The organism is Methylobacterium planeticum (assembly GCF_008806345.1).
Lineage (GTDB): Bacteria > Pseudomonadota > Alphaproteobacteria > Rhizobiales > Beijerinckiaceae > Methylobacterium > Methylobacterium planeticum.
The window spans coordinates 1-22,679 of record NZ_VZZJ01000033.1 but is presented as its reverse complement, the minus strand read 5'-3'; the positions used below and the strand labels follow the sequence as shown (position 1 = coordinate 22,679).

The following is a 22,679-nucleotide window of genomic DNA, read 5'->3' as shown; positions in this document are numbered from 1 at the left end:
GCAGCGGAACCCGAGGAGCTGACAGTGAACGAGAACAGCGCAGAGCCGCTCGACGAGCTGACGCGCCTGCACGCCAAGACCGTTGCGATGGGCATCGTCCTCGGCGCCCTGATCGGTCGCATCGCCGAGGACAGCCCGGAGATCCGCGAGGATGTTCAGCAGGACGTCGCCCGGATCCTCGCCACCATGCCGGCGGAGAGCCCGAGCGAGGAACTGATCACGGCCGAGGTGAAACGGGCCGCCCAGATCCTGACGAGCGTCTCGAACGTGTGAGGCTTCGCTCCTGTTCGCGCCCTGACCATCCCCGATTGCGGCTCATGCGGACCTCGCGCCCGGGTCGTCGGAAGTGGCTGCGCTGTCCCCGCGCCGCAAGAAGTCACGGGCGACCGTGATGGCACCTGTTGCGGCAATCACGAGAGCGATAAACTCGAAGAAGGCCTGGACCATTGGAGCACATCCCTTCGCCACCATCGTGTATCTGGGGCACGTTCCACTCTAGAAGGACGGCGCGGGGGGCTTCCATGGATCTTGCGGGGTAAAGCGGCGTGCGAAGGCCTGGTCTCGGAGGGAGGCGCCTGGGCGAACATGTCGTCGCGCGCCCCCACTTCGCAAGGGTCTGATCGTGCTCCGTTGCAGACGCCGATGATGACATACCGCGTTCCGCCAGATTGCACCGCCGACTTGGCGTTCGTCGATGCGGCCAGGCGCGTCGTGACGGCACATGACGCTCAGGCCGCCGCCCTGACCGGCGAGGCCGTCAACGAGGCGATCGAGGCAGCAAAGCACCTAACGACCGCCGTGGCACGGTTGCTTGAATTGATCGATGAGCCGGAGACCTGAGCTTTGTCGCCGTGGATCGGCTCGGCACCGACGAGGCCTTGTGCGGTGAGGCGCGGATCCAGACCACGGATGACCCCGCGGGGCCGTGTTCGAGTTCCTCATGAACGGCGTGATCGTCGGCGGATCGCGGGACCTTCAGGCCAAGCGAGCCTCCCAAGGCTGCCAACGTGTGACCATGGGGCGCTACAATTCCGCGTCCGGCCCAGAACAGGTCCTCGAAGTCCTTCATGCCAGCGCCATGCGCATTCCGCGAAATCGATCGCATCCTGTCGGGATCGACCACCCGGCGCCGCGAATCCAATGCCTGCATTCCTGTTCGGCCGCGTGCTGATGCTGCCTCTCAGGGGATCTGCACAGGAACGACTCGATAGGTTACCCCGTCCTCCCGTTCGCCATAGACGTTGGTGCGGGGCCAAAGGTTGGGCACTTATGGTGCCCGGCCATCGTTCCGAAGAGGCGATCGCGGGGACGATGCCGGGTAGGACAAGGTCGGAGCCGCTGAACCCATGAATCCCGTTGCCGGTGCGGTCATGCTGACCATCACGGCGGCCTTCTTCGGCCTGCTCTACTACGCCGTCGCTGACGGCCATCCGTGGCTGCTCGCCACGCTGGTGATTTCCGTCATCGCCTCGTTCGTGAAGTGGGGCTGACCGTTTCTGGAAGTTGGAGGCTGCGCGGCCGCTCGGCGCCCAGGGAGGGGCTGCCGGAGCCGTCGTAGCGCAGTTCGTACCTGAGTGGGATGTTGTACGGAGCTCGGTTGTCTCTTGCCGGCACGAAACCAGGCTCTATCATCGGGCACCTTCCGGTTGCGCCTTAAGCCCAGAGGATGAAGCAATGGTGTTCTTCGTTGGCATTGCGGGTCCCTGGATTGTCCTGATGATCCTCGACTTGATGGCGACGAGACGGTCGTTGAATCGGTCGCCGGCCGAGATGGATCAGAGATGGCAGGGGCGCCTGGAGCATCTGCTCCGGCGCCGCGAAACCGCGTCGCGCGCGTGAGCCTGGAGAGCCGGGACAGCGTTCAATCCGAGGAGCACCTGTAACAGGTGGTCACTTCGACGCGTGACGGTGATGGGCTGCGCGTCGGAGTGAGCGCGCTCGAAGCTCAGGCCAGGAATGTCACGCCCAGCGTGCGCTTCTTGCGCCGCACAACTTCGCATCGGCGATCCAACGCGTCGGCCGTGACCGTGAGCCGAAACTGGTCCGGAATGACATCGCTGAAACCAACTTCGATCAGCGCACCGGTCTCGGACGCATCGAGAACCAGGCATCCGAGAGGATAGGATGTCCCAGGAAGGTGCAGTTCCCCGATCCGGAACAAATCTCGGCGGCCAGTATGGCGACGGTCCAGCATCCTGCGCGCTCCTTTTTACTTCAGTCAGCAAGTTTCAAGCCGCATCAGTGGCCTGATATGAGCGGTTGACAACAGTGTTTCGAAAACCTTGCTGGCGTCTGGCGAGATCAACGCGATCTGAGCCGAGGGAATAGCGGGGATCAGTTAGGGTGGCGGCGATCAGCGCTGAAACGGGGTCCAAAGTCGAGCCTGTCCCGAGCGACTGAAGTCGAGCGCAGTCCGCTTCAAAACAGCGGGATGACGATCCGCTATTTCGCCGGGAGTTCCGAGTTTTGGCGATATCGAACCGGAGCCCGCCTTCACCGCACCTTACCGCTTCGAGCCTGCTCGGAATGAGCGCGGCGGATGGAGGAGTCGATTGCTTGCTGCGGACCCGTTCACGAAGCCACCGGGGCTGCAAGGGCCCCGGCGGACTTCGTTCGCATGGCCCTCGCGCGGGCCGGCCGAGTGCGGCACTCAGATCGTGTCGCGCCGCACGCCCGCCTGCGTCAGGAGCGCGACGACCTGACCGGCCAGTCGGCTCTGCTCCGGCTTGAGCAGACGCAGGCCCGCCGCGTTCAGGAGATTGAGGCCGAGGAGCAGGCCGAAATCGAGCGTCTTGCGATCCTCCAGGCTCAAGGGAAAATCAGCCAAGTGTTTACAGCCCTTGTGCCAATCGAGCCGGACCTCCGCCTGCACGATCTCCGAGAGCTGCTCCTGCAGGTAGACCGTGGCGCTCTTGTTGTAGCCGCGTGAGACCAGGAGGTAGATCTCGTCGACGAAGGCCAGGCTCTGATCCGAACGGTGGTCGGGCAGGCGCTTCCAGAGCTTCACCCCTTCGCCGACGCGGACGCGGCGTCGTCCGTCGCGCTGTCCGATCAGCAGGTAGGCCCCGCTGCGCTTGTTCCTGTGCAGCCAGGCACAGACATGGCCGAGGTCTTCCCAATCGGCAGCGAGCACCTGCTGGCCGCTGAGCCGGTCGGTGACGAGCCGCAGGCTCGTGCCCGCCACCGGGCAGGACATCAGGGTGGCGAGGCGGAACAGGTGCAGGATGGCGTGGAGGAGTGCGCGCATGCGAGGTCTCCGGAGTGGTTTCGCGAACCGGCTGGTGTGAGGAATGGGGCGGCGCGCAACGGTGCCGAAGGGCCGAGGCGCAGCATCGATCGCCGAGAGCGCCGGTCGTCGAGGCACCGGCGCCGAGGTGGCGGTCGGCCATCCGGGACCGAACCGGTTCAGGGAGGCTGTGCCATGGCGCAGCAACAGGCCGGGACGGGCGCTAGGCCCGGCCCCAGAGCTGGTTGGACGAACCGGATCAGCCGGGAGCCACGCCAGGTCTCAGGGCCCGACGCGATCACGCCGCACCGGACCATCGTCGCGCGAAGGCACCGCACGGCCAGGGCTCAGGCGGGCATGGTTGCGGAGGCCAAAAGCACCGGCGCAGGCTGAAGGTGCGTCTCGCCGCCCCGCTGCGCGAGGTCGGCCTCGCTCGCACGATATGCGGCTTCGCTGATTTCACCGCGGACACGCTTGAGCGCGAGCCAGATCCGGTAGGTGGCCGCGACGTCGGCGCGGCAATAGGCCGAGACCTCGTCGAGCCGTCCGGCGCGCACGAAGTCATGGACCCGCGACCCGTCGATGCCTTCGGGCTTGCCGGGAAGGTCGAGGGCGCGGGACAGGCTGTCGAGGCTGACCTTGCCGCCGGGCAGGAAACCGGCGAGCATGTCGCAGAGATCGAGCGCCGCCTCGGAATAGCGCTGGTAGTAGGGACGGCAGGTCAGGCCCGGCACCGGCAGGCGATGGACCAGGGCCCTGTAGCGGAGCACCGGCAGGTCGAAGGCCGTCCCGTTGAAGGTCACGAGCTGAGGCCGCAGCGCCTCGATCTCGGCCGCGAAGTCGGTGATCAAATCCGCTTCGCTGCGGTGACCGGCATGGGGAGCGTCGAGCGAGCGCACCCGCCAGATTCCTTCGCGGCGCTCGGCCACCAGCATCCCGATGCAGACGATCTTATGGAAGACGAGCTTCGGGAACTTGCCCTTGAGGAGCGCCTCGGCACCCGCCTCGTCCGAGGCGGCAAGGCCGTGCGCCCGCGCGAGGGCCGCGAGGTCCGGTACGGTTTCGAGATCGAACACGACCACGGGCCGCTCCGCATCGGCGCGCCCACGATGCGAAGCGCTCGGGCGCCGGCCGGCAGGGAGCGGGGAACGGGTCGACGGCTGAGGCTGGCGTCGCGGCATCGCGGATGTCCTGAGGGTTCGGGGTAGGGGAGGGGCTCGTGGAGTGGCGGCGCTAATCGGCGGCGGGACCGAGCCGGTACCAGCGGTTCAGCGTCCGGGCCCACCCGGCCTGCGGGTCGAGGGCGAGGAGCCGCGAGGTCGCGACGTGGCGCCGTCCCGAGAGGCGCGGATGCCCTTCGACCGCGCCGATCAGGACCGGTTCGACGGACGGCATGAGGCTGCGGCGCCAGTCGGAGAGCAGAGGGGCCGCCTCGAGCTCGTAGCGGTCGGGGCCAGCCCCGGCGGTGAGACGGTCGAAGGCGGCGAGCGCGCTCTCCAGCCGAATCGCTTCGTCGATCGGAAGGTGGAGTTCGAGATGTCGCGGACCGGTCATGTCGGGGGATCCTTCTGGCTGGGGAAAGGCCTCGGACGAGGGTGTGCGGCGCGCGGATGCGCCGGCGCGAGCGGGGGGAGGGCGGAACGGGCCGAAGTCGCCGCCCGCGGAGCCGGCGCTTCCGGGCGGATCAGGTTCAGCCCGAACGCGCCGCCCGCGGTGCGTCGGGGGAGGGGGCCCGGCGCGAACCGGCCGAAGCGGTCCCCGGATGGGCCGCCGCGATGGCCTCGACCTCCCGGCCGGTGACCACGCGCCTGAGGAGGAGCATCTCCGCGAGCGCGGCGACGGCGTCGCGGTTCGCCGCGACGAGCCGGAGGCTTTCCCGCATCAGGCTCTGCAGGTGGCGCTCGACGCTGCGGGCGAGGTGGGGATCCCGCGCCAAGAGCGCGCTCGCCTCGGCCTCGTCGAGGGCGAGCAGGGTTCGGCCGAGCCCGTGCGACGTGCGGAGCGCAGCGAGCCGTGCGGTGGCAAGGCGCAGGTCGGCGCTCGCCCCCGCGTGCGGGCCGGTCCCCAACAGGATGTCGGCCGCCCGTCCCCCTAGGATTTCCGTCACCTGCGCCTCGATCCGGGCGCGGGTCGGCACCGCGTCGACGCTGCGGATCTGGGTCCAGCCCGCGGCGGCACCCCGCGGCTCGATCGAGACATGCAGAACCGGGATCCCGAGGCGGGTCGCCACGATGGCGTGGCCGGCCTCGTGCAGGGCGACGGCGCGCTGGAACGCGACCGGCCGCGAATCGCGGGGGCGCACCGTCTCGGCGAGATCGGAGACGGTGAGGTCGCGTCCCTCGCGGCGCGCCCTCGCCCGCGCCGCGCGGATCCAGCCGACCGCCTCGGCGCCAGTGGCGCCGAGGCCGAGCCGGGCGAGGCCGACGAGGTCGGCGCCGGCGAGGTCCGCCCCGAGATGCGTGCGCAGGATCGCCGCGAGCGCCGCCTCGTCGGGCGGGGCGATGGTGAAGGTTCGGTCGAAGCGGCCCGGCCGGCGCAGGGCCGGGTCGAGCCGGTCGATGTGGTTGGTGGCGGCGAGCAGGATCACGCCGCGCCCGGCCTTGCGGATCCGATCCATCTGCAGGAACTGGTTCGTCAGGATCGTGGTCCAGTAATCCGCGTTGCGGTCGGACATCCGGTCCCGGCTCGGCAGGGCATCGATCTCGTCGAGGAAGCCGATGCAGGGCGCGCGCGCCAGGAGCTCGTCGAAGAACGCGTTCTGCTGCTTCAGCACGTTGTCGAGGTAACTCGATCCGTTGAGCCACTCGGCGACGCTCGTCACCACGAGGGGCAACCGGGCCGAGCGCGCGACGGCCTGGGCCAAAGTGGTCTTGCCGGTGCCCGGCGGACCGCCGAAGATCGCGCACTCCAGCGCATCGCCCGCGAGTGCGCCGGCGCGGAAGCGCTCCACGTCCGCGACGAGGCCGAGCGCCCAGGACCGCGCCTCGCCGTAGCCGCCGAGATCCTCCAGCGCCGGCACGTCCGGCAGGCCGTTCGCCCCGGCGCGCCGCTCGCCCGCACGGCGCAGCCGCGCCAGGATCGGCCCCGGACCCGAGCACGGCCGCATCGCCGCGACGAGATCGGGCAGGCCGAGCCCGGCCAGGTCCTGCGGATCGAGCCGGCTCCGGACCCGGCTACCGGTGAAGCGGCGGACCGCCCGGGTGACGAGGGCGACGTCCGGGAGGGCGAGGCTGATGCTGCGGTCTGCCGCCGCGACGAGGCTCGCCGGCACGGGCTGCGCGTTCGTGCTGATGACCGCCACGAGCCGTCCCTGGGTCAGGCTCCGGCCGACCTCCTCAACGAGGCTCTCGCGCTCGCGCGGCTTGTCGCTGCGGATCTTGAACACCGACGCGTTGCGGGCATCCCGATGGATCGCGGTCTCGACTGGGCCGAGCCAGTCCGCGTTCGGCACGCGCACGAGCACGAGCTGGTTCCGGCCGGCATGGAGGACCCGGCGCCCCGGCCGGCCAAGGGCGCGGGTGAGGGCGAGCTCGGCCAGGAGCGTTCCGGGATTGGGCTGCGGCGGCTGGTGCGCGAATCCCGCCGCGGCGCGGTCCGCTCCGTCGACGCCGAAATCCGGATCGGCCGCGGCATCGGGAACGGCGCTCGGCCAATCCTGGCCGGGGGCGGGTTCGGCGCCCGGCGCCGGATCAGACGGGTCGAGGGGCGCGGCGGCAGAATTCTCGGTGCCATGGGACTGCGACTGAGACATGGTGGGTCGATCTCCTGATGATGGGGGCATTCGGCGATGCCGTGGGCGCGCTCAGGCGAGACGCAGCCGCGGGGGATCGAGGAGCGGGCTCAGGCGGAGCCAGCTGTCGGGGCCGAGCGGATGTTCGAGGTCGATCTGCAGGATCTTCGCCCCGACGAGGGAGAGGATCGCGCCGACCGGATCGGCCACGCCCCGCATCGCGCCGAGGCAGTAGCGCAGCGTGCTCGCACCTCCCTGCGCCTTCAGGCGGCGGACCAGGTCCCGGGTCTCGCGCAACGGAGGCTCAAGGCCCGCGCAGGCGGCGATCCGGCGAGCATTCGAGAGGCGCGGCTGCCGCTCGATGGTCGCCGCGCGCACGAGCCGCAGCGGGCGGCCGGCCCGACCCCGGCGCTGGCGCAGCGCCTGGAGGGCCGCGATGCAGGCCGGATCGGCCTCAACGGAGCGCGGCAGCGCCACGAGGTCGACCGGGGTGCCGTTCGCCAGCCGCAGCCCGCGCAGGACGAGACCGTGACCGGAATCAAGCCGGGCGATGTCCCGCATGAGCGACGGGCCCGGATTGCGCGTCTCGACCGGGGCGGCGTCGAGGAGCCAGCCGAGGTGCCGGGCGAGCGGCTTGTGTTCGCTCGGATCCGGCTCCTGCCGCCACGGAACCGCCGCGAACGTTTCCCGCAGGAGGGGCGGGGTCCAGGGCGTTGCCTCGTCGTCGGTGGCAGGGTTCGGGACGTGAATCGTCATCGGGTTCGGCTCCGTCGAGCGCCGGCTCCATCGAGCGGCGGGAAGGGTTGACGGCCCGCGGGACGATTCCCGAGGGGGAGCACGCAAGGGCGGCCGCTAGCGTCGGGGATCGGCTCCGGTCTCGTCCGGCACGGCGCGTGACTGCGCCGGACGGCCGGGGCCGTGGCCGCGGCGCACGAGGACGCCGAGGCCACGCCAATCACGGCGTTGCGGGAAGCCATCGGAGGAGCGTCGAAGAGCGCGGCTGCCCGAGGCAGCTTGCGGGCGCGGCGCCGTCCGCCTGTCTTAGGTGCGGGGGAGGGACAGGCCCCAGACGCGGCACTCGGGACCGAAGGGCCCGCGCAGGTCGATCACCGCCTCGTCCGCGTCGACGAGCGCGAGCACCGCGGAGAGCGGCTGCGGGTGGTCGGGCAGGAGGTCGACGAGGTCCCCGAGGGCGACGGGCCGGCCGTGCGCCAAGGCGGCGCGGAGGACCTCGCGGGCGTCGGGCGACGGGAGGGGCGCGGGGGAGTGGGGCGGCCGCGGCAGCGGCGGGGCGGTCCCGGCCTCAAAAAGCTGCGGGGACGCATTGCAGGGCGAGGGGCGCTCGCCGTAGATGGAGGCAACCATGGTGCTCTTTCGGTTCAGACGAAAGGGTGCGTGGCCAGGCTGTCGATGCGACGGCAATCGCATCGGCGGCCGCCCCTCCGGCAAAAGGGGCGATCCGCAAAACTCTGACGCCGGGGTTTGCGGCTCCCGGTGCGTGACACTTGTGTCATCGATCACGCAAGATCAAGAGCGGACCTGCGCTTCTTCTAAGGAAGACCGCAGAAGCACAGGATCATAGTTAACGAAAGCTGCCCCTATCGCTCCTTGAATCTGAGGTGACGAGGGCCGAAGCGGACTGAGCTTCGGAGGTGCCATCCCTCTGGAGGCCGAAGCGACGCAACTCGTGTGTGCGTCGAAGGGGAAAAGTTGGATCGGACCACGGACAGATCCTGCGAGGCTTCTTCGCACTGTCGCCACGGGCACACCGGCCTCGCGATCAAGCTCCCAGCGCTGCCAGTGCGATTGCCGATCATGGTCTTCTACCGACGGACGGGTTGGCGGATTGGCGACTTCTCAGGGACGGAGAGTCCGTGATCACGGTTGCCACCAGACATTCTCGGTAACCGCCCCGCCGGGGTCACGGCCGCCATAGTGTATTTGACCTCATCAACCGAAGCGAGAGGATCGGAGATCCAAACGTGGTCCGCGAAAGCTGAGCCAGGACGAAAGCGGCATCCATGTCCTGCGAGTTTATATATTCACAGCCTCGCGAAACTGCTAGCATGTGACCTCAGAGAATTTGCTTGAGCTCAAAGGCCGGACGAAGCTCGTCCGCGTCGTTCTATGTTTCTGTGTCTCATCAGGATGCATTGTGGAAGAGATCATTTTGAATTATTACTTTGCACTACACAAATTATAAGCGGCAAAAAAGGGCTGTTTAGCACCAAGCCGGCATCGCATCACGGTCTGTGCGTATGGAGGTGTAGGACTCACGCTTTGCATCACCGACAGTTCAAAAGGCGACTTCTACGGACATCTTACGAACTGCTGACTGTCGCTGAATTCGGTTTGAAGCCTGCGCCCGATACGGCAGCGCAATTCGGGCTTTCTTGTCGAATGGTGACCCACGCCGGGAACGGGCTATAATGTCGCCGGGACTGACGCTGGTCCGGAGAGATTCGCGGTTTGGTTCTTCCCAAACCGTGGATGTTCCCGCAGGGACCAGCGAAGGCTCTGGGGCGAGGTTCAGATGCGCGAGTTCATGGTTGCGGTAGGCTGGCTGTTGTTGACGAGCTTGGCGTCAGCGGATTGCCGCTGTGTATGCGTGAGCGGCGAGGCTCGAAGTATCTGCTCGCAACAGACTGACCTTCCCGGGATCTGCCAAGTAATCTGCCCCCTCCCTTTGGAGCACAAACTTGAGCCGCAATCGCTCGGAACATATGGCGGGCTGCAGGGCGGCGGAGGGGAAACCGATTTCAGTTCCCAGACCCCTACAACCGGCGGTCGAAGCAGGTCTGCGTCGCCGATACCCTACGGTGAACCTGCAATGGGTATCCCACCCGGCGCAGCACGCTGAGCTACTATAGTTCGGAATGGCGCTCTAATATGTAATTGGTAGATATTCGTTCAATGTTCTGAGGCCGTAAGTCATTCATCGTAACTGGGTATCTTCTTATGTAATGCGGGTAATTCCTGAAATTTTATTTAAAATCTTGGGTTAAAGATGGTTCGTCCCGTTTAGCTGGAGCATTCAATATCCAATTTGTAGTCCACCTCTCGATGGTCCGCTTAAGATTCAAACATGACGAGAAGCCATCTTGATGTCTGCGAGTCTTCCCCCGACCCAGTCGATTGAAAACGATGTAACGGCGATCGAGGACGCCATCGTCTCCCTGGGCCGTATTGCGAAGTCCGACGCAGCGCGCCGCGGAAAAACTTTGATGGACAACGCCGAGGCTGAGACATTTCGTAACACGCACTCTAAGCTCGCAGCATTGATCGCTGACCCTGTCAACGAAGTCTGCTACATCGGCATGGAAGCCCTGAGGATCCACCTGCAGCAGATTCTTCCGCCCGATGAAGTCCAGGCGGTCTTTCAACGTGCTATAGCCCGCCTGGCGGCAGAGGCCGGACAAGACTTGCCGGACCGCCCCCGTATACATTAATGCGAAATAGGATGTTGCTGACTCATTAATGAATCTGCCTTCGAAAGAGGTCGCAAAGACGGCTACACAGCATTCGCTGCGGCGGGTAAGACCGCTGTCATAGACATAATCCAGCGGTGAAAGATTGCCGATGCTCCCAGAGATGCGCAATGCCTACGCGGCGGCGATTGTGCCTATCACCCGAGAAGCCTTCGCGGCGGCCGGATTCGCTTTTCGCCATACGATCGGGGAATACACCTACGGGATGCCCGAGGTGCGATGGTGGGGCGAGGACGCAGGACTTGAGATCGGCCGTTACTGCAGTATCGCCGGCAATGTTACGATCATGTTGGGCGGCAATCACCGTGTTGATTGGGTGACCACGTTTCCATTCAGCGTTCTGGATCCAAAGGCTGCGCACATTAGCGGCCATCCAGCGACGAATGGCGGCGTGCGGATTGGTAACGATGTATGGCTCGGCGAATCCTGCCGCATCCTCTCCGGGGTAACGATAGGGGACGGGGCCTGCATCGCCGCCAACGCGCTCGTGGTGGATGACGTGCCCCCTTACGCAATCGTGGGGGGCGTTCCAGCACGGGTCATCAAGATGCGGTTTTCCCCCGAGCAGATAAGCGCATTGCGAGAGATCGCCTGGTGGAATTGGTCGCCTGAGCGGATCCGCGCCGCGTACGATGAACTTCTCTCCTCGGACATCGATGCCTTCATTGCCCTCGCCCACCGTGTTGGGGCCGAGGCTACGGTCTGGCGTTGAGGCCGGTTAGCGCTCCGCCTCCGCGTCACTCGCCATCTGACTGGCGTGTAACTCCGGAGGAATGCCCCGGGAGTTCAGGGTTATCGCGCGACGCGAGCAGTTCAGGAAATGCCTCGCCGCTGAGGATACTTGGCTCCTCTTCGAACAATACCGCGAAGGTTTCGGGATCGTAGAAGCGCATGATCATCAAGAGGAAGCGGCGCGCGTCGATGCCGAAGGCGTCCGCCCAGACGGGGATTTGATCGGGTGGAACCCGGCTGCGGCCGGTCTCGATCTGTGATACGAACGTGTAGGGCAGTGACCCGATCTCGGCCGAGAGAGACCGCTGCGAATGCCCGGCCTGCTCGCGGAGATGCTTGACGAGCTTGCCCGCCTCACGCCGCAGCTCCTGCGTCTCGGGCGAACTCAGCTTCTGCGGGTTTGTGGACATCGGACCTCGTTTGTAACGTGGCGCAGGCTTCCGGCGGAGCGGACCGACGCACATTTTCGATCCAGACTGTAACACGCGCATACGCTGACAGAACCAAAGGAAGTAAGGGCGACTGAGCGTCCTGTGTGCGGAAGCCGATGCGCATTCATGGATGCTGCCGGGTCGAGGAAGCAGTGCACTACCCACAACTTCGAGTCGCTCTGACCAGGACGTGGACATCTGGAGCCCGATGCGAGCGGAACAATTACCCGTATCGAAATCGAAACCCGCGCCTCATTTCCGCCTACAATACGCAGTCCGCCGGCAAGGCTAGCGCCCTAATCGAACCTGAGAAAAGCACGAATTCTCAATGAGTTGAGCACTTGTGTGCTTTTTCCACACCACTCGAAAATATGAATGCAAGGCTCGGAAAATTGAGCTCGACAAGGCCTATATCGTGAAATACAAACCGTCTCGACCGTACCAACCTCGGTCGAGGCACCGGGGAGGGAGCCGACCAGCCAAAGCGCTGGCGGAAACCCCCTAGCACCGCAAGGGACCCAAGATGGCCTTATCTGCTGACCAACTTAACACCATTTACCAGAACGTTCTGTTCCGTAACGTCGACACGGGCGGCATCCAGTTCTTCGCCAACCGTACCGACATCTCTGACGCCCAGGTGCGCCAGCAGATCGAGCTTTCGGCCGAAGCCACCACCTTCGTGACCCCCGTCGTGCGCCTGTACCAGGAAGTCCTGGGCCGCGTGCCGGATGCCGCTGGTCTGCGCTTCTTCTCGACCGAGCTTCGTCAGGGCTTCACTCTTGACCAGATCACCCAGCAGTTCCTCGGCTCGACCGAGTATCAGGCCAAGACCTCGGGCGTGACCGGTCAGACGAACAGCGACGCTTTCGTCACCAGCGCCTTCCAGTCGATCCTCGGCCGTACGCCCGCCACCAGCGAGCTTCCCTACTTCCGTACGCTGACCGCTTCGAACGCGCTCGCCCAGATCGCGAACTCGCCTGAGGCTTCCCAGTTCAACGCTGCCAACGTCACCACCTTCCTCGATAACGTTGCTCAGGGCACCTACACCACGGGTTCGCTCGGCAGCCAGTCGGGCGGCACAACCGGCGGTACCAACGCTGGCACGAGCTTCGTGCTGACGACCGGCATCGACACTGGGACGGCCTTCACGGGCGGCGCTGGCAACGACACCTTCACTGGCGCCGTGAACACCAATGGCGGCGGCGGCGCGACGGATACCTTCAACAACGGTGACAGCCTCAACGGCGGTGCTGGCACTGACAAGCTGACCCTGTTCACGACCGGTAACATCCCGACCGGCGGAACGACGACGAACATCGAGCAGATCTTCATCCAGAACACGACAAATGCTTCCTCGATCAGCGCGAACCAGTTCACTGGTGCGACGCAGTTCTGGGCGCAGTCCTCGACCGCCGATCAGACTTTCACGGATCTGAACGTCGCTCAGACGGCTGGCATCAAGGGTACCGTTGGCGCCAACGTAAACCTGACGTTTACTTACGCCAACGTTGCGGGCACTGCTGACACTGCTTCTCTCGCTCTCGATGCTGCCAAGCTGACTGGCACGAGCACTGTGACCGTTGCTGGAATCGAGACCCTGAACGTCTCCGGTGTTGGTACGGGCATCAACATCACCGACACTGATCTCAAGACCCTGAACATTTCGGCGACGGGTACCACCTCGATCACCGCGAATGGTTCGGCGAACCTGACGACGATCAATGCGTCGGCCTCGACGGGTAACGTCACGGTCACGGCGACGAACGCCGCTGCTGTTGCCTTCACGGGCGGCGCTGGCAATGACAAACTCGTTCTTGGTGGCACGCTCACCAACGCTGACGTGATCAACGGCGGCGCCGGCACTGACACTGTTTCGATCAGCGGCGGCGACTTCCGTACGGCTGGCGGAGACGTGATTAAGGGTGTCAATACTCTCGCGAGCATTGAGCAGCTTGAGTTCACTGGCGCGACCGGTGCTCAGGTGAATGGCGATACCTTCACGAACGCCGCCATCACCAAGCTGATCTTCAACACCACTGGCAACGACGTTGTCGAACTCTCTGGCGCTCGTACGTACGCCTTTGGCTCGGATAACGCTGGCAATGCGACCTTTACTGCTCGGGCTGGCGCTACGACGCTGAACCTCGCACTCGAAGGCACCGACGTAAACGCTCTTGGCACGGCCGGTACTGCTCAAGCTGGTACCATCGTCGCCAATGGTCAGACCCAAATCAACCTTGCTTCGAGCGGTGTTGCTGGGGTCGGCGCCAACGTTGTGGGTGAACTCGACCTCGCGTCGAACACCACAGTCACTGTCACCGGTTCGCAGGCATTGACGATCAGCGCTCTCAAAACAGTTGCTGGTGCGGACTTCGCGGCAACGGACACCGGAGGGATCATCAACGCGGGCTCCTTCACGGGCAAGCTTACCGTTGTTGGTTCTGCCGGTGTTGACGTGATCACTGTTGGTACGGGTGGCAGCGTCGTTACCGGTGGTACCGGTGCTGACCAGATTACCTTCGGCTCGGGTGTGGATACTGCGAACTTCACTTCTGGCACTTCGGAGTCCGGTGTGCTCGCGGCTGGCGTCGTTGGTCAGATCGACGTGATCTCCAGCTTCACCGCTGGTGCTGGGGGCGATCACCTCGCTGTCACGGGTGGTGGCGCCGTCGTGAACACCTACACCGCAGTGACCGCTGCTCAGCAGACTACCATTGGCGCTGCTGCGAGCCTCACGGCTGCAATCAACGCTGCTGCCGACGCCCACGCTGCGGCTGGTTGGACTGCCTTCAGCTACGGAGGCGACACCTACGCTCTGCACGAGGCCGCCACTTCCACCACCACTGGCTACATCGCTGGCGACAACGTTGTGAAGCTGACTGGCGTCACCGTCGCCAACCTGACCGCTGCGAACTTCGGCCCCGTCGCCTAAGTCACCAGGGTCCGATCAGCACCTCACTGCTGATCACGTAATGCGAGCGGGGGGCCTTCGGGTCCCCCGTTTCGTTTGGATGGCCCATCGTTTAGAGATGCACGCCACCGCACCACATTCGGGTTGCCCAAGGAATGCACATGACCGCCTGGACCGAAGGCTATGTGGCCGACATCCCGTATGCTCTCGGCTTTTACCGGGAGACGGTCCCTGCCCACATCGCCTTCGCTGCTGCCTGTGTCGGCAAGCATCCGGGACTAGCGCTCCGACCCAAGCGTGTACTCGAACTCGGCTTCGGTATGGGCCTCGGGTTTGTTATCAATGCCGCAGCGAACCCGGCAACCCATTTCGAAGGCGTCGATTTCAACCCACTGCACGTGGCTCACGCTCGTGGTCTGGTGGATGAAGCGGAACTTACCAACGTCAGCCTCCGCGAAGCCAGTTTTCAAGACCTAGCCCGAGACGCGCAGGAAGGGCAGCATGACCTCGACCTAATTGTCCTCCACGGCATCCTGACCTGGGTCTCGGCGGAGGCACATGAGGCCATTGTCGAGATTGCCCGTAAACGGCTTAAGCCCGGCGGCCTTCTATACGTCTCTTACAACTGCATGCCCGGTTGGGCACCAGTACTGCCGTTGCAGCGCTTGATGCGCGAAAATGCCAAGCGGGTGACAGGCCGCTCTGATCAGCAAACAGGCTCCGGCCTCGAACTCGTCAAGGCGCTGATGAGCGAGGGCGCTGGCTACTTCAAAGCCAACTCAGGTCTTGAGCAGCGTGTCGAGAGGATGAGCACGCTCGACAAGAATTATCTTGCTCATGAGTACCTGAACGCCAACTGGTTCATCTTTCACTTCGCCGATGTTGCTGACATGTTCGGCCGAGCCAAACTCGGCTTCGTTGGCTCGGGCACTCTCGTCGAGAACATCGACGGGCTTGCCGTGCCCGAGGGGACCCGTGCTCGGATTAGCGCCGAAACAGATCCAATTTTCAAGGAGACGCTGCGGGATATCGCCTCGAACAAGCAGTTCCGGCGTGACCTGTTTGCCCGAGGCGTTGGTGTCCTCAATCCGGCTGAGCACAACGCGATCCTCAGCACGATGTGCTTCGCCCTGGCCGTGCCGCGTTCGCAGGTGTCATTCAAGATCCCGAGCCCTGTGGGTGACCTCGACGGCAACGCCGAGATCTACGGCGCGGTAGCTGACCTGCTAGCTGATAAGACAGCGAGCTTTGCCGAGATCGCCGCTCTGCCTGTGTTTCAGCAGGGCGGGGCCGGTGCTGCTCTCCAGGCGGTTGGTCTGTTCGTCCACAGCGGGCAGGTGCTCCCAGTCGCTGCTGGCGGCACTGTTGGCTCTGAGGTCGATCCGAAGCCAGCACAGCGCCTCAACCGGGTCATCGCCGAGAAGATGCTGAACGGACGGGTCTACAGCTTCCTGGCCGCCCCTACCGCTGGCTCCGGCATCCAGGTCCCTCACAGCGAACTTCTGATGCTGACCGCGGTCTTGGCTGGCCAGGGTGAGAACGCCGAGATGGTCTCGGCTTACGTCATCCAGACGATGCAGCGCCTCGGCATCAACTGGGTGAAGGAGGGCAGGACCATCACCGATCCGGCTGAACGCCAGAGGATCGTCAGCGCGGATGCCGCTACTTTCCTGTCCGAGAAGCTGCCGGTCTGGCAGAAGCTCGGCATCCTGTAGCCGCATTCCTGGTGCGGGTAGCGCATCTCGTTTGAGGCAGCGTCTATGAGCAGCATCCAACCGCTTTCACATGAGCGCCACGCCAGCCTTCGCTGGCGGCGCTACAATGGCTATGGTTTCACGGCTACGACTGCCATCGCTCCCCTTGCCGCCGCAGAGGTCGGCAAGGCCGCTCTGGCGTTGCCGTTGGCCTTCGTAGAGCGTGAGGGCGGATGGACGCTCGCTGCCGTTCTTGGCCTTCTCCCTGGGCAGAACCTATACGTGGCATCGAATGGGAACTGGGTCGTTGGGTACGTCCCATCGGTCTTTCGAGCCTACCCCTTCCGCATCGGCTGGAATGAGGCTGTGCAGCCGATGCTCTGCATCGACGAGGCGAGCGGGCTCATCGTCGAAAGCGGGGAAGGCGAAACCTTCTTCGATGAAAGTGGTGAACTCAGCGCATCAGTTCGGCAGGTTTCGGCCTTCCTCCATGAGACCGCGAAAAGCGAAGCCGTCCTTGCCAATGCCTGCGGGCAGCTTCGTGCAGCCGGTGTGATCGAGCCCTGGCCCATCACCATCCAGGGCGAGAATGGGTCGCAGCAGATCGCTGGCTTGAGTCGTATCAACGAGACGGCGCTGAACACCCTCGACGATGCCGCCTTCGGCCGGTTTCGTCGGGCAGGTGTCGTCGGCGTCGCCTACGCGCAACTCCTCTCCATGGGCAATCTCTCCACCCTGGGCGAATTGGCCCAGGCCCGCGCGCAGGCTGAAGCGGCCGAGCGCGCGAAGGCTGAGGTCAAGCCGATGGTCATGCTGCCCGAGGACAACACCATCGACTGGGACTGGAGCAAGATCGGGCGCTGAGCACGAATCGAGATTCCTTGCAGATGCGCCTCGAATCGCGGTTGGATGCAGGCGTCAACTAAACAATTCTTTGAAAATGGAACTTGGGAACCGACTGGTGCCAGAACTCCGCCTCAAGCCACCAATATTCAATTGTTCTCCAGTAGGTCATTCAATCCCTAAAGCGTAAAAGATATCGGGTGACCACTGAAAAATTGGAGAACGCTGCAACGCCTGCGCGAAGTACTCATCAAGGCGGACTTTAATCGCATCTGACAGTGTCTCATCTCCAATAGCGTATTTGGTGATGCTCTTAATGGCGATTTTTCCATCGCTGTCCCTTGAAGCATCCGCAAATATCTTCGGCCTACGTGCCATCCGCTCGATATTGCTCCATAACTCGCCTGCATCGCTATCCTGATCTAATTGGGCCGCCAAGCGTGCCACTTTGGGCAAGCAATGCGCGCGCACACTTGCAAGGTCAAGCCTCTGATAAATATTTAATCGTTCTGGCGAGAAACGGTTGCGTATTTTCTTGGCAGGCACGCCACCGTAGATACTAAAAGCGTCGCATTTGCTAGTTACTACTGCATTTGCGGCAAGTATTGAGCCAGCGCCAACGAATGAGCCATCCAAAATTGTAGCACGCGAAGATATCACGACATTGTCGCCGATTGTTGTCGGCATTCCTACGGGCTCAAGCGCAGGGTTATTAACGTTGTCGTCAAAAAACGTGAAGAAAGCGCCAATTGATGCATAAGTAAAATTTACAAGAGATTCATTGCGGTGTTCTCCGCCAACGATTATCTGGCTATCTTTCGAAGCTTCACACAAGGCTCCTATTGAAAGGATCGTGCCGCGCGGAGGTTGGCCGATCAGCCGAATCACACCGAGCATTCCAATCGAAAATCGCCCGATCTCGATCTGCCGATCATCCAACGAGAGGCAGAATTCATACGGGAAGAGTATCTCCCCGACCCGCCTCGGATCTGCGCTTGCATCCATCTTGTAGAGCGACTTCGGATTAAGTTCTTGTGCCATGAATGCTATTAAGCTTCGAAACTCGGCTTTGACGGGTATCTGGTCGATAACATTTTCCGTTCTGCCAGTCGATGGCGAATTGGGCTGTTGAATCGCTGAGCCAGAAGGCTCAGGCAGCCGGCTGGAACATGTCGGTCGAGTCCGCATGGTTGGGGCCGGGGCAGACTGAAACCGTCTTCAACTGAGTTTTTGTGACACCCGGGGGCGGGTTTCGGTGCCCAGCCGGTAGGCTCCGAGCAGCCTATATAGTGATCTCCAAACGCGGCCAAAAAGGCCCGTGCCTAGACTATGCCTAGATCGGCGGCCGAGATTTAGGCCCGGCTCCGCAGGGAAAGCCGTTCCATATCAACAGGTTGGGCGGCTCGTTCGACCCAGCGTATGCCGAGATGGCGAGCAGGATTTCTGGCGAAATTCGCTTCCTCAGCGATCCGAGCTTCGCCGATTCGAAACCAACATTGTTCGCCGTGGAGCGGAGCGCTGCGGAGGAATCAAGACCTATCTTTCTGCGGACAGGCTCATGTCGCGTGCTCGTCGGCTTCTCGGTCAAACAACCTACTCAAGGCGTTTTGTGGTCGGTCCGGGGTAGCCTACTTGGGTACGAAAATGTACCGTTCAGGACAGGTGGGCAGCCGCTGGTGTGCGAGAAGCTGCGGCGAAGCTGAAAGGTTGCCGGAAGGGATGGACGTGCCGATGGACGATCTGACCCCGATAAGCAACCCAACTCCATCAGGGGTGTCTCTGGAGCGCCGTCCCGCTCCGCAACGAGCCGTTGCGCCGACTACCTTTCTCAACCGCCTTTTCCGCTACAAATCCACTGAGAAGAAGACACAGCTTGAGGACTTCCTGTCCGAAGTTTTAGCGGACTTCCTGAACAGGGCGCCCGCTCCGGAAGCTGCTCGGCTCATTGCTGACTGCTTCGTCCCACGCGAGATGACTGCTGACTTCAAGGCTCTAGCAAGTGGTCGGCGTATTGAGATTCGGACCCAAGTGCGGCTTGAGGATCGGAACATCCTTGATCTCCTCGTCGAACTCGACGGTCAGCCCCTCATCGTGGTCGAAAGCAAAATATTTGCTGCATTCCAGCGCCATCTCAGGCGGACCACTCCCGAGACTAGCAACGAGCAAGACGACAGAAATCTTGAGAGGCACCAGTTGGAGACCTACGGTTTCTGGCTACGTGACGCGAAGAAGCCGCAAGGATGGCCCGGAGTGATCGCCGTCCTGACCCACGCGGCGAAAGCTCCGGCCGATTTCGTGGTCGCGAACTCCGAGCGGTATGGCGCCATCCCACATCAGGTCTACTGGCGGAATCTTCACGGCATGCTTCGCAGAGTCGTCGGAAGTAACGCAAACGATCCCGATGTTCCAGCGTGGAAGTTCGTCGGGCGTGAAATTTGCAGCTTTCTGGAGAGCTATGAAATGGACTCGTCGGACCTTACCGCAGTCGACATATCTGCTGTGAACGTTGCGCTATCTCCAATTCGAAAATTCGACGCTGTGTTCACCGAAGTCGGAGCCGAACTGCTTCATAGACATCCAGGCCTGCTGGTTGCGCGCTCTCAGAGCCACGAGTCGGCCGCTGCCGCGAGCCGTGCTTGGGGCTGGACGTATTTCGATGGCGCCAAGAAGATGTATGTCGCCTACGGCATCTACTTTGCGCCCCTACTCGGGGATCTCGCGCAGTCTGAACCGCGTCTGCCAGAACCGGAACATGCCTTTGTTGCGGTCGGTTCTGATGAGAATCCTCTCGAATTCTCGGATGGGGAGAGCATAGGATGGCACCGCGTAGGAGAAGGCTACTGGTACTTGAAGCCCTTCCCGTTGTCCGCCCGCCACTTCGACGAACGATTTCCGCAGTTCCTCGTCCGCCTCGTTGAGGGGGAGTTCGCTGCCATCGAGAAGATTCGGGATGCCCAACTGGCAGCCGGTGCAGGGGAGTCGGCTACTGCGACATAGGCCTAAATCTTCCTGCATCACGATGGGCAATACGTGGACACTCTTCGTGCCGGCTGAACTATCGTCTCCCGAGAGCCCGAAGTTAGTGGACGATGCGCAAACTCACTTTCGTCGCCTCCGCGACGAGAGCGTTCGTGTCACCGTGAACGATAACAACCTCGTCATCCCCGAAGAGAATCTCAAAACTCGCCGGGTCGTAGTAGGCCAACATCATCTTGGCGAACTCAGCGGGCGGTAGGCCGAGTGCCTCGGCCCAGACCCGCAGCTTGTCCGGTGGAACCCGGCCACGCCCAGTCTCCAATTGCGATATGAAGGTGTAGGCTCCACCGCCGACCATCGCGCACAACTCACGTTGAGAAAGCCCTCGTTCCTCGCGCAGAAGCCTCAAGAGGCGACCACCTTCACGGCGGAGCTTCTTCATCTCTGGGATGGAGGGACGCTGGGTGTCGGTGAGCGAGTTCGCCGGCTTCGATGCCGTCGACCTCGGGCATGGTTCTGACCTGCCTTTGCCCCTTGCCGTCTCATTCGCGGCGCCCAACTGAGTTGGCGCGGACTCCAGCAGGCTCCCATTCAGCCTGTTCGTGGCGGCCTCATCTACCAACGTGCCGGCGGCCTCAGCCGCACTCTGAAGCGTCTCCTGCGCCAAGTGGGAGTACCGCTGCGTCGTCTTGATCTGGGTGTGGCCGAGCAGCTTCTGGACCACGTAGAGCGACACGCCTCGGTTGATCAGGAAGCTGGCGAAGCTGTGCCTTAGATCGTGCAGCCTGAGATCCGGCAACCCGGCTCGGGTTCGCACCCGGTTCCAGGTGCTGAACAAGGTCGGTGACGGGCGGCCAGTCCTCTGACAGGGGAAGATGAATGGGTTGCCCGGGACCGGCATGACGGACTGGAGCAATGCGACGGCCCCTGCGTTCAGCGTGATCCTCCGTGGCTTGCCGGATTTGGAAAGCGGCACCAGGAGGGTTCGCCTGCGCCAATCCACGTAGCTCCACTGAGCTTGGCCGATCTCGTTACGCCGCGCGCCTGTCAGCAGCAGGAGCAGGATCGCGTTGGCAGCGACGCGGTTCGTGTCGACAGACAGTGCGTCGACAAGGCGTTTCGTCTCGACCTCGGTGAGGAAGCGCTCTCGGTGATGCTCCTCCGCGAGTTTTATGCCCGTGACGGGATTCTCGCTGGCCCCCGGCAGCTTCCAGCGGCGAGCCAGATTGTAGGCGAAGCGCAGGACGATAATGACGCGGTTCGTCGTGCTCGGCGAGTAGCCGTCGAGCTTCATGCCGCGCACCACGTCGACAACGTGTTCCGCGGTCACCTCGTCAAGGTACAGCGACCCGAGCTTCGGCAGGGCGTGGAGTCGAAGGGTAATCTCGTCGGAGCGCCAGCTTCGTCTGTAGCCCTGGATGTGAGGGATGTAGCGGTCTCGGATAAGCTGGGCGAGGGTTGGGACCACCCGGATCGCCTGACGCTTCCGCTGAGGGTCAGACCCCAAGAAGGCTTCGGCTCGTATGGCCTGCGCCTTCCGCTTGGCCTGTTCCAGCGAGAGGACGTCGGCAGGGCCGATCTTGAACTGGCGCTCACGTCCTCGTTCGTCGCTGTAGCGCTGGTGGAACGTCTTCCGGCCAGAGGCTCGGACTTCGAGTAGGAACCCTGTGAAATTCCTGTCGAAATAGTCGGTCTTTTTCCGGTCGAGAGGACAGGTGGCGCTTCGAATGAAAGGAACGGTGAGGACGACCTTCGGCACGATGTTCCCACGCACGCCCAAGGATCAGCGAGCGGCCCAGGATGGAAGCAGAGATTCGTTTTTCCGCAACGACTTTCTGGGTCATGTCATGGGGGAGGCTTGGGAGCGAGCGCTCGCACCAGAAATTAGTTGCAAGAAGCGAGATCTGTGGCAGCGTTTATGGTCCGAATATACCATGGAGCCCTGATTGCGACTCGCCACATGCTCGACATCTGCTTCTCCTCAACGAGAGGACCGGCCCTCGCGGCGCGAACCCTTCGCGGTGATTGGTTGGCCACTGAAGCCTTTGACGAGACTGGATCAGGAAGGCGCCCGCGGATGCAGCGCCGATCTCGCAACGGCCGGTCTGCTGTCTCGGCAAGCCGCCTTCGTGACACTCGCATGCGTTGATCTCGACCACCCGCAGCCCTTTCTCGCCTGTCTTGGCATCACGGCTCAGGGCGCGGCCGGCATCGGCGAAGCCTTGCGGACCCGGTCGGCTCGCAATCTGGTCGCCGCCGCCTTCGCGGTGCCCAGCAGCGCTGTTCCAATCGGGTACCTGCGTGCCCTCATGCGGGTGAGGGAGAACCGTCTTTCTCCAGACGGGAGCGATCCTTTCGCTGAGCCCGGCACCTATCGCCGTTTGTGGGAGATCTTCACCGCGGAGCCGGAGAGCCCGAAAGCGATGGCGTTGCGCTTTTGCGGCCCTCTCACCTCGGCAACCATCGCGGCTGTCGATGAGCTTGATCCGGTCCTTCTTCACGCGGAGGTCCTGAAGCATCTTACGAGCCCTGAGCGTGTCGCGAAGGCGAATGCGCTTCTCGCCCTTCTCCGCGGGTCGCTGTGATTAGGCGTGGAATAAGGACCCCGTTTTCGGGGTGATCGGCGTCCAAACGGGCCCCCCAGGACA

The 22,679-nt window shown here is 63.3% G+C and carries 22 protein-coding genes; 12 read left to right on the top strand and 10 right to left on the bottom strand.

Annotated features, from left to right (window positions below; genetic code table 11):
• Positions 1–24 precede the first annotated feature (24 nt).
• The 5 genes from F6X51_RS24000 (at position 25) to F6X51_RS28155 (ending at position 1,839) form a co-directional block, all read left to right on the top strand.
• Positions 25–273 carry a hypothetical protein gene (locus tag F6X51_RS24000; RefSeq protein WP_150966233.1) on the top strand — a complete coding sequence of 83 codons (249 nt, stop codon included), beginning with the start codon at positions 25–27 and terminating at the stop codon, positions 271–273.
• Between the two features lie 408 nt (positions 274–681).
• Entirely contained in the window at positions 682–840 is a 159-nt protein-coding gene (locus F6X51_RS23995; RefSeq protein WP_191970237.1) for a hypothetical protein, read from the top strand.
• A gap of 85 nt (positions 841–925) precedes the next feature.
• Positions 926–1,171 (top strand): hypothetical protein, encoded by a 246-nt coding sequence (locus F6X51_RS23990; RefSeq protein WP_150966229.1) that lies wholly within the window; start codon positions 926–928, stop codon positions 1,169–1,171.
• A gap of 175 nt (positions 1,172–1,346) precedes the next feature.
• A complete protein-coding gene (locus F6X51_RS28160; protein WP_191970236.1) occupies positions 1,347–1,490 on the top strand; it encodes a hypothetical protein in 144 nt (47 codons plus the stop codon).
• Between the two features lie 184 nt (positions 1,491–1,674).
• Complete coding sequence (locus F6X51_RS28155; RefSeq protein ID WP_191970235.1) at positions 1,675–1,839, top strand: hypothetical protein; 165 nt, start codon at positions 1,675–1,677, stop codon at positions 1,837–1,839.
• 106 nt (positions 1,840–1,945) lie between these two features.
• Here the strand turns inward: F6X51_RS28155 and F6X51_RS23985 are convergent, their stop codons facing one another.
• The 7 genes from F6X51_RS23985 to F6X51_RS23955 form a co-directional block, all read right to left on the bottom strand.
• Positions 1,946–2,194: a PilZ domain-containing protein gene (locus tag F6X51_RS23985; protein ID WP_150966228.1), complete on the bottom strand. Its 249-nt coding sequence runs from the start codon at positions 2,192–2,194 to the stop codon at positions 1,946–1,948.
• 456 nt (positions 2,195–2,650) lie between these two features.
• Complete coding sequence (locus F6X51_RS23980; RefSeq protein ID WP_150966226.1) at positions 2,651–3,247, bottom strand: hypothetical protein; 597 nt, start codon at positions 3,245–3,247, stop codon at positions 2,651–2,653.
• A 326-nt stretch (positions 3,248–3,573) separates the two neighbouring features.
• Complete coding sequence (locus F6X51_RS23975) at positions 3,574–4,302, bottom strand: 3'-5' exonuclease (protein WP_150966224.1); 729 nt, start codon at positions 4,300–4,302, stop codon at positions 3,574–3,576.
• A 157-nt stretch (positions 4,303–4,459) separates the two neighbouring features.
• Positions 4,460–4,780, bottom strand: a complete 321-nt coding sequence (locus F6X51_RS23970; RefSeq protein WP_150966222.1) for a DUF6634 family protein — start codon at positions 4,778–4,780, stop codon at positions 4,460–4,462.
• A 136-nt stretch (positions 4,781–4,916) separates the two neighbouring features.
• Entirely contained in the window at positions 4,917–6,977 is a 2,061-nt protein-coding gene (locus F6X51_RS23965; protein WP_150966220.1) for an AAA family ATPase, read from the bottom strand.
• Positions 6,978–7,028: 51 nt separating this feature from the next.
• Positions 7,029–7,712, bottom strand: coding sequence for a hypothetical protein (locus F6X51_RS23960; RefSeq protein ID WP_150966218.1), 684 nt, complete (start codon positions 7,710–7,712; stop codon positions 7,029–7,031).
• A 285-nt stretch (positions 7,713–7,997) separates the two neighbouring features.
• Positions 7,998–8,321, bottom strand: coding sequence for a hypothetical protein (locus F6X51_RS23955; protein WP_191970234.1), 324 nt, complete (start codon positions 8,319–8,321; stop codon positions 7,998–8,000).
• 1,739 nt (positions 8,322–10,060) lie between these two features.
• Here F6X51_RS23955 and F6X51_RS23950 point away from each other — a divergent pair.
• Both F6X51_RS23950 and F6X51_RS23945 read left to right on the top strand, forming a co-directional pair.
• Complete coding sequence (locus F6X51_RS23950) at positions 10,061–10,405, top strand: L-2-amino-thiazoline-4-carboxylic acid hydrolase (RefSeq protein ID WP_150966214.1); 345 nt, start codon at positions 10,061–10,063, stop codon at positions 10,403–10,405.
• Positions 10,406–10,547: 142 nt separating this feature from the next.
• On the top strand, positions 10,548–11,156 hold the full coding sequence (locus F6X51_RS23945; RefSeq protein ID WP_150966212.1) for a CatB-related O-acetyltransferase: 609 nt from the start codon (positions 10,548–10,550) through the stop codon (positions 11,154–11,156).
• Between the two features lie 25 nt (positions 11,157–11,181).
• Here the strand turns inward: F6X51_RS23945 and F6X51_RS23940 are convergent, their stop codons facing one another.
• Positions 11,182–11,586 carry a helix-turn-helix domain-containing protein gene (locus F6X51_RS23940; protein WP_150966210.1) on the bottom strand — a complete coding sequence of 135 codons (405 nt, stop codon included), beginning with the start codon at positions 11,584–11,586 and terminating at the stop codon, positions 11,182–11,184.
• A 544-nt stretch (positions 11,587–12,130) separates the two neighbouring features.
• On the opposite strand from F6X51_RS23940, the gene F6X51_RS23935 reads away from it, so the two are divergent.
• The 3 genes from F6X51_RS23935 (at position 12,131) to F6X51_RS23925 (ending at position 17,076) form a co-directional block, all read left to right on the top strand.
• Positions 12,131–14,539 (top strand): DUF4214 domain-containing protein, encoded by a 2,409-nt coding sequence (locus tag F6X51_RS23935; protein ID WP_150966209.1) that lies wholly within the window; start codon positions 12,131–12,133, stop codon positions 14,537–14,539.
• 140 nt (positions 14,540–14,679) lie between these two features.
• Positions 14,680–16,233 carry a class I SAM-dependent methyltransferase gene (locus tag F6X51_RS23930; protein ID WP_191970233.1) on the top strand — a complete coding sequence of 518 codons (1,554 nt, stop codon included), beginning with the start codon at positions 14,680–14,682 and terminating at the stop codon, positions 16,231–16,233.
• A 45-nt stretch (positions 16,234–16,278) separates the two neighbouring features.
• Positions 16,279–17,076, top strand: a complete 798-nt coding sequence (locus F6X51_RS23925) for a SapC family protein (RefSeq protein WP_150966205.1) — start codon at positions 16,279–16,281, stop codon at positions 17,074–17,076.
• A 147-nt stretch (positions 17,077–17,223) separates the two neighbouring features.
• On the opposite strand, the gene F6X51_RS23920 is transcribed toward F6X51_RS23925, so the two are convergent.
• On the bottom strand, positions 17,224–18,096 hold the full coding sequence (locus F6X51_RS23920; RefSeq protein ID WP_191970232.1) for an LbetaH domain-containing protein: 873 nt from the start codon (positions 18,094–18,096) through the stop codon (positions 17,224–17,226).
• Positions 18,097–18,786: 690 nt separating this feature from the next.
• Between F6X51_RS23920 and F6X51_RS23915 the strand changes: the two genes are divergently transcribed.
• Entirely contained in the window at positions 18,787–20,052 is a 1,266-nt protein-coding gene (locus F6X51_RS23915) for a PDDEXK-like family protein (RefSeq protein ID WP_191970231.1), read from the top strand.
• Between the two features lie 82 nt (positions 20,053–20,134).
• Here the strand turns inward: F6X51_RS23915 and F6X51_RS23910 are convergent, their stop codons facing one another.
• Positions 20,135–21,790: a tyrosine-type recombinase/integrase gene (locus F6X51_RS23910; protein ID WP_191970230.1), complete on the bottom strand. Its 1,656-nt coding sequence runs from the start codon at positions 21,788–21,790 to the stop codon at positions 20,135–20,137.
• Positions 21,791–21,977: 187 nt separating this feature from the next.
• On the opposite strand from F6X51_RS23910, the gene F6X51_RS23905 reads away from it, so the two are divergent.
• On the top strand, positions 21,978–22,616 hold the full coding sequence (locus F6X51_RS23905) for a hypothetical protein (protein WP_150966197.1): 639 nt from the start codon (positions 21,978–21,980) through the stop codon (positions 22,614–22,616).
• Positions 22,617–22,679 lie beyond the last annotated feature (63 nt).

Coding starts and splice junctions, on each gene's coding strand:
- F6X51_RS23980 (WP_150966226.1), bottom strand. CDS start 3,247: ATGCGCGCACTCCTCCACGCCATCCTGCACCTGTTCCGCCTCGCCACC.
- F6X51_RS23985 (WP_150966228.1), bottom strand. CDS start 2,194: ATGCTGGACCGTCGCCATACTGGCCGCCGAGATTTGTTCCGGATCGGG.
- F6X51_RS28160 (WP_191970236.1), top strand. CDS start 1,347: ATGAATCCCGTTGCCGGTGCGGTCATGCTGACCATCACGGCGGCCTTC.
- F6X51_RS23920 (WP_191970232.1), bottom strand. CDS start 18,096: ATGGCACAAGAACTTAATCCGAAGTCGCTCTACAAGATGGATGCAAGC.
- F6X51_RS23940 (WP_150966210.1), bottom strand. CDS start 11,586: ATGTCCACAAACCCGCAGAAGCTGAGTTCGCCCGAGACGCAGGAGCTG.
- F6X51_RS23960 (WP_150966218.1), bottom strand. CDS start 7,712: ATGACGATTCACGTCCCGAACCCTGCCACCGACGACGAGGCAACGCCC.
- F6X51_RS28155 (WP_191970235.1), top strand. CDS start 1,675: ATGGTGTTCTTCGTTGGCATTGCGGGTCCCTGGATTGTCCTGATGATC.
- F6X51_RS23945 (WP_150966212.1), top strand. CDS start 10,548: ATGCGCAATGCCTACGCGGCGGCGATTGTGCCTATCACCCGAGAAGCC.
- F6X51_RS23915 (WP_191970231.1), top strand. CDS start 18,787: ATGGACGATCTGACCCCGATAAGCAACCCAACTCCATCAGGGGTGTCT.
- F6X51_RS23935 (WP_150966209.1), top strand. CDS start 12,131: ATGGCCTTATCTGCTGACCAACTTAACACCATTTACCAGAACGTTCTG.
- F6X51_RS23925 (WP_150966205.1), top strand. CDS start 16,279: ATGAGCAGCATCCAACCGCTTTCACATGAGCGCCACGCCAGCCTTCGC.
- F6X51_RS23950 (WP_150966214.1), top strand. CDS start 10,061: ATGTCTGCGAGTCTTCCCCCGACCCAGTCGATTGAAAACGATGTAACG.
- F6X51_RS23965 (WP_150966220.1), bottom strand. CDS start 6,977: ATGTCTCAGTCGCAGTCCCATGGCACCGAGAATTCTGCCGCCGCGCCC.
- F6X51_RS23970 (WP_150966222.1), bottom strand. CDS start 4,780: ATGACCGGTCCGCGACATCTCGAACTCCACCTTCCGATCGACGAAGCG.
- F6X51_RS23955 (WP_191970234.1), bottom strand. CDS start 8,321: ATGGTTGCCTCCATCTACGGCGAGCGCCCCTCGCCCTGCAATGCGTCC.
- F6X51_RS23930 (WP_191970233.1), top strand. CDS start 14,680: ATGACCGCCTGGACCGAAGGCTATGTGGCCGACATCCCGTATGCTCTC.